The organism is Syntrophomonas sp. UBA5494, assembly GCF_002426325.1.
On sequence record NZ_DIPG01000112.1, the window covers coordinates 10,349 to 16,253 of the forward strand.

3 protein-coding genes are annotated in these 5,905 nt (G+C 55.6%); all 3 read right to left on the reverse strand.

Annotation, left to right across the window (positions count from 1 at the left end):
• The coding region (gene addA / locus B3W37_RS12645; RefSeq protein ID WP_483176033.1) for a helicase-exonuclease AddAB subunit AddA at nt 1-2,132 on the reverse strand (2,132 nt) is incomplete at its 3' end.
• Nucleotides 2,129-5,506, reverse strand: a complete 3,378-nt coding sequence (gene addB, locus B3W37_RS12650; protein WP_483176034.1) for a helicase-exonuclease AddAB subunit AddB — start codon at nt 5,504-5,506, stop codon at nt 2,129-2,131. The genes addA and addB, both read right to left, overlap by 4 nt.
• Before the next feature lie 96 nt (nt 5,507-5,602).
• A partial coding sequence (locus tag B3W37_RS12655; protein ID WP_483176035.1) for a nitroreductase family protein occupies nt 5,603-5,905 on the reverse strand: 303 nt, incomplete at its 5' end.

Genomic DNA, 5,905 nt, shown 5'->3' on the forward strand with positions numbered 1-5,905 from the left:
TGGCGCTGCAGACCTCCCGGCAAGGCCCCCGCATAATAGTAGTAACCGGTTTCTGAATAGAGCTGCCAGATCAGCTGATCCACCGGAAGATAGCGGGCTTCTTTGCGCCAGCACTCAAGCTGCTGCGCGATCTCCCCCACCCGTTTGGCCAGCGGGTCGGAGCAATTGAGGCCGTACGCTCCGAAGGCTTCGTAAAAAGCCCCCTGCGGTTTTTCCAGGCGGATGGCGATCAGGTCGGCGCTGCTTAGGCCGAACAAGGGCGAGCGCAGTACGCTCAGCAGGGGTATGTCCTGGCAATGATTATCTATCAGTTTGAGCAGGTTGAGCATAACCTCTACCTCAACCGCCCCGAAATATCCGGTATTCACATCCGCATGAGCGGGTATTCCCTTTTCGGCGAAAACCTCCATGAATTCTGCGCTCCAGTTGCGGGTAGCCCTGAGCAATACTACCATGTCGCAATATCGCAGCGGACGGTATTCTCCCGCACCCGCATCATAAATGAGCTGTCCCAGGAGATCCTGTATGATGTCGGCCACCACTGCCGCTTCCCGGGCCACATCGCCCCGGTCTTCCTCCGCTCCCAGGTCTTCCCTTCCGGGCTGTTTGTCGATCAAGGTCACGCTTACCGGAGCAGCGGCCTCTTCCGGCACTGCCAGCCCGTTATGCAGAAAGGCTTCTTCATCATACTCCAGTTCTCCCACATGACGGTTCATGATCCGGGCGAAGACGTGGTTTACCGCCGCGATTATATCCGGCTGGCTGCGGAAGTTCTTCCTGAGGTCGAGCCGGCGGCAGTACGGTTCATTCTCGTCTTCATAAAGCAGGTATTTGTGCAGGAAGAGTCCGGGGTCAGCCAGGCGGAAGCGGTAGATGCTCTGCTTGACATCCCCTACCATAAAAAGGTTGTTAATCCGGGCGATGCAATTCAGAAGAGCCTCCTGCACCTGATTGCTGTCCTGGTATTCGTCCACAAATATGTATTGATAGCGCTGCCGGTATTCCGCAGCAGCCTGGGGGTCCTGCAGAATCTGCAGGGCGAAGTGCTCCAGATCGTTAAAGTCCAGCATCCCCTTTTCGGCTTTGCGGCGGCGGTATTCCCCGGCAAAGGCCTGCAACAGCTGGTTGAGCTGATATAAATAAGGATGGAGCTGGTTTAATTCCTGGCTCCACTCGTCCAGGCTTTTGCTGAAAATGCCCTTCTGGAGCGATTTTAACAGCTCTTTGCCTTCTTCCCGCAGCCCTTTTACGGTCTCCTTAAGGGCTTCGTTGCCGCCGCGCATCTGCCGCAGGCGGGGATGGTTCAAGGCCCGCATAGCCTGGTAAACGGCTTCCGCACTTGCCGACACGGCTTCTGTCAATGCCTCCGCAGTCTGTATTTCCTGTTCTAAAGCTTCTATATAAGAGGCTGGCCCGTCAGGCTGCCGGCATATCTGCAGGGCTTCTGCAAAGCGGTCCCGGGCAGCGCTTATCTGCACTGCGGCGGTTTCCATCAGGCTCTGCAGCCAGGGGCTTTGGGCCAATCCGGCGGCATCGCGGGCATAGGCCTGGAGGCTTTCCTCCAGCCATCGCCACGGCTGGGGCTGACTCTGTACAAACTCGTACATCTGCAAGACCAGATCCCTGAAGCCCTGATCGCTCTTGCCGGAAGCGAACATCTCAATAAGCCCCAGGAATTCCGGGGCAGCCTTTTCATAAGCTGATTCCATCACACTTTCCAGGGCTTCCAGCCGCATCATATCGGCCTCGTTCTGATCCGTCACCCTAAAAGCCGGATCGACATCCACCAGATGATAATAGCGCCGGATAACCTCGGTGCAGAAGGAATGGAGGGTGCTGATCGAGGCCTGGTTCAAGCGAGTCAGCTGCCGGCGGGTGTGCTGCAGGTGTGGGCCGGGCTCATGCAGGGCTTCCAAAAGGGCATGGCTGATCCTCTCCCGCATCTCACTGGCGGCCGCCTTAGTAAAAGTAACCACCAGCATCTGATCGATATCCGCCTTATCCTGCAAAATGAGCTGAATCACCCTTTCCACCAGGACCGCGGTTTTTCCAGATCCGGCGGCGGCCGATACCAGCAGATTGAGGTTGCGCAGACTGATGGCCTGTTGTTGTTCAGCGGTCCACTGCCTCATGATGAGCCCCTCCTCTCCGAGTCGGAGTAAATCCGTTCCATGAGCTGATCACGGTCAACTGCAGCCAGCTGCCGGTAGCGGTTGGCGGCAAACAGGCTGTCAAAGTGGCACACCGCATGGTAGCGGCAATGGCTGCAGGCTTTTTTATTCCCCTTCTTATAGGGGGCAATCGCTATATCCCCGGACATAATCCCCTGGCTCATATCCTTGACCAGATGCTGCACATGCTGGAGAATAATTTCGAACTGATCCAGGGTCAGAAGCGCGGAATTGTTGTAGAAGGCTCCTTCCCCGCTCATGCCCACCGGCACCACCTGTGAATATCCCCGTATATCCCGGTCCATAGCCCTGACCACTGCGGCGTCCTCCAGGGCCAGGCCCCGCAGTCTCAAGCGGACGGCCAGCTTTTTCTCGATTTCTTCCACTATATCCCGGTCGGCTTCTATCAAAGGGTCGTCGATATGAAAATAGAAGATGCCCCCGGGGCGGATCATCCCGTCTGGGTTGTGCAGCCCCTGCAGAACCGCCATGAGGTAGATAATGAGCTGCAGGCTCAAACCGTAATATACGTCGTTCATATCTAAATCCCGGGGTCCGGATTTATAGTCGATGATGCGCACGTAGGCGTCTTTCCCGTGCTTGTAGACATCCACCCGGTCGATGCGACCCTCCAGCAGAAGAGTTTCGCCGTCAGCCAGTTCCACTGCCACTGCGGGGAAGGTTCCTCCCGGCCCGAAGCGCATCTCATATCCAAGAGGATTGAAATCCCCGCTTTGCAGATGACGGATCAGGGTCCAGGCCGCGCGCTGCCCGATCCTCTTCAAGCGCTGCCCCAGGTAGCGGTAGCGGTGAGTGCTCATAAATACTCCTTCCCCGTGCCGGGGCAGCAACCGCTCCATAACCTCGTCCATCAGATCATGACAATGATCTGCGCTCAAGGACTTCCAATCAAGCTGCTTGGCGCGCATCTCGACCGTGAAATCAAGTATGGCCTGATGAAAAAGATCACCCACATCCGGGGCCTCCACCTCATAGGTCTTGCGCTCCAGGGGCCTTAGCCCGTAGCGGACAAAATGTGCAAAAGGACAGGCGGCATAAAGCTCCAGCCGGGATACGCTGCCCTGTGGCGAAGCGGCATAAAGCCGTCTGAACTGAGCCTTATCCACCGCTCCCGGCAGATTGCCGAACAGCAGAGCCTCCTCCAGCCGGGTCATTTGGAATTGCCAATCGGGTTGGGTTTTATACCAGTCATATACCGCTTTCCAGCGCAGAGACACGGTTTTTCCGTCCAGGGCCTGGCGCAGGCTTTCGACCAGGTATTTATAACTGCTGCCGGCCGACAACAGGTAATGATCTTCAGCCTGGGCAGCGTCCATGGTTTCAACCTTCACTGTGAGGCCGGGGTAAATCTGTTTTAAGCGGTCTATCAACAATGAAGGCCTGAGGGCCTTGCCCTCAGAGTCGGCCAGGCTGTATGAAAACTGCACGGCCTCCTCGGCCTGAGAAAGTGCGGCATAAATTAAGAAATCCTCTTCTATGGACAGCAGATCATTGCTCAACCCTACTTCCACCCCGTGGGACTGAAGAATCTCTTTTTCGTCCAGCGAGAATATTCCTTCGGAGAGGCTGCCCCGGGGCAGCATGCCGTCATTCACCCCAACCACAAACATAATCTGACTCCGCTGGTTTATAGAACGGGTGGCAGTTCCCACCAGAACCTGATCCACTGTTGAAGGGATAAAACCCAGGTCAGAACAGGCCAGGCCCGCCTCCAGCACCTGACGGAATTCCTTGAGGTCGGTATCCTCTCCCCCCAGGACTTCCGCAATCTGATCTAAAACCTCCACACAAACATTCCAGATCTGGCTGTTCTCACTGGCCAGTTCGAAGCGTCCCTGGGAGATCAATTCTTCAACCCAGGTTTCCAGGCCTTGTGGAATTTGCATCTCTTCCAGCCATTCAAACCAGGCCCGGGCTATTTGTGACCAGGCAGAATCAGCCTGCACTTTTTGGGCCAGCGACTGCAGAGGATTGACCAATACCTGGCGGTAGAGATTCATCTCTTCCCGCAGGCTCTCCTCACCCAATGTAAAGGGTTCCAACCAGCCGCGTCCTCTAATGTTATAACGCCAGGCATAATTCTCCAGGCGGTCACAATCCCGCGTTTCTAGAGGAGTCAGTCCGGTTTTTATAAGGCGCAAAACATCCTCCAAACGATAATGCCTGGTCAGCACATCCAGGGCGGAGAGCATCAGCTCAACCAGGGGGTGGTGCAGAATACTGCGTTTATCGTCCAGGAAGTACGGGATCTTATACTCGTCAAAAATCCTCTTGATCAGCCCTGAATATGCGGCGGTATCGGAGCAGATAACCGCAATATCCCGATAGCGCGCCCCTTGCCGCACCAGGGCCAGGATCCTCATCGCCAGTGCCTCTACCTCGTCCTGCGGGCTGGGGAGCGCCGCAATGGAAATAGCGGCGGGTTGCTCCGGAAAAGTGCGGTGGGGATAGGCGTAAAGCTCTCTTTCCAGGTGCATCAGTTCAGGGCTGAGCTTGCCGGGGTTCTTGACCGTAATTATATGTTCTTCCAAACCCGCATTTTTAGCCTGATCATGCCAGCGGTTATAGTAATAGCGGGAAAGCGCGAAAATTTCCCGGTCCCGATCCTCGCCTCCCAACTCCATGGTGAGGCTTATGGCCGTGGAAACAGCGGTTTTCATGAGCTGTTCAATCAGCTTCAGGGTGCTGGGCGAGAAGGTAGTGAAATTGTCGATCCAAACCCGGGCCCGGCTTAAAAAACGCGATTGGGGGAAGCGTTCGATAACCAGATTTAAATAATCTTCGCTGTCCACATAATGATCCTGGAGGTGAGCGTTGAATTTATGGTATAGCAGAGAAATGTCATGCAGTTTGCCTTTTAATAATGTATCGTCAGATAGGCTGCGGGCGCATTCATAAAGAACCCCGCTGTCCACGGCGGATCCTTTTAATTCAGCCAGGATCTGACTGCATTGCTCGATGAAGCCGGGCTGCCGGCAGGCCTGGCGATAAACCGTGAACTGCTCCTCACAGGCGGAGACCACCTTTTTCAGAACCATGTATCGCCCCTGCTGGCTGAGAAGAACCCGGGTGCGCCCCCCGGCTTCATTCAAGACCCTGGCGCCGAGTCGGCTGGGGCTCAGTACCTCAAGTCTCATTATGCCGGGAAGATCGAGTTGATTGATCACTTCCCGCTCGGCCTGCAGGGTGAACTGCTCCGGCACCAGCAGGATCACGGGGTCATCCCGGTTGAGATTCAGCTCCTCCCGGATCTCAGCCATTACCTGCCGGGTCTTGCCCTGACCGCAGCGCCCCATTATATAACGGATGGCCAAACCCTCATCCCCTTAAACTCAATAGTTTTTTTTATCATACTGGTTTCTCCTTCCAGCAACAAGTGGGGCGCGCGGGAGAAAGAAGCAGGCCTATGTTCATCGCCAAATGATCCGTGGCGCGGTGCGGGGTGGTATCCGGTGATACTGGTATTTGGGGTAGCCTATCAGCATAGCGCCAAAAGCCTTGTGACTTTCGGGCAGGGCCAATTCCCGCATAAGTGGCGGGAAGGTTTCGGCAGCCGCCCCGACAAATCCGGCCCAGCAAGCGCCTACGCCCATAGAATACGCCGCCAATTCCAAATAAGTCAACGCTATGGTGCAAGATCCTTGGGAAACATGGGTATCTTCAGGCGCATGGGCTATAATCAGATGCGGAGCATTGCGGCATATGGTATCAAT